Source organism: Streptomyces beijiangensis (assembly GCF_017315755.1).
Classification (GTDB): Bacteria; Actinomycetota; Actinomycetes; order Streptomycetales; family Streptomycetaceae; genus Streptomyces; species Streptomyces beijiangensis.
Genome location: NZ_JAFLRJ010001239.1, coordinates 1 through 371, shown reverse-complemented (window position 1 = coordinate 371; position 371 = coordinate 1). Strand labels below are relative to the sequence as shown.

Sequence of the window (371 nt, the reverse complement as noted above, 5' to 3'; positions counted from 1 at the left end):
GCCTAGATGAATCGCCAAGAGAAAAAGAAACGGGCGCTATGGACTTTGCTGGCTGCATGGATTACCGTTTTTCACCTGATTCCGTTTTATATTTTGCTGACGACGGCGCTGAAAGCAAAGGGAGATTTCAGTTCAAAATGGAAGTTCCCGGACGAAATCAGCCTCGGTAATTTTGCAGAAGCATGGGATAAAGCAGGTCTGGCCGGCTCGTTTTTCAATACTGCTGTGATCACTTTTGCTTCGGCGGCTCTGCTCATTGTGATCGGCTCTCTGTCGGCATATCCGCTCGCCAGGCGCAGAACAAAGCTCAATCAAGCCGTTTACTTCCTGTTTATCGGCATTATGATCATTCCGCCGCTGACATCCATGGT

1 protein-coding gene is annotated in these 371 nt (G+C 48.8%); it reads left to right on the top strand.

Features of this window, described 5'->3' with window-relative positions; genetic code table 11:
• Nucleotides 1-45: 45 nt before the first annotated feature.
• The coding region (locus tag J0695_RS46425; RefSeq protein ID WP_505383644.1) for an ABC transporter permease family protein at nucleotides 46-371 on the top strand (326 nt) is incomplete at its 3' end.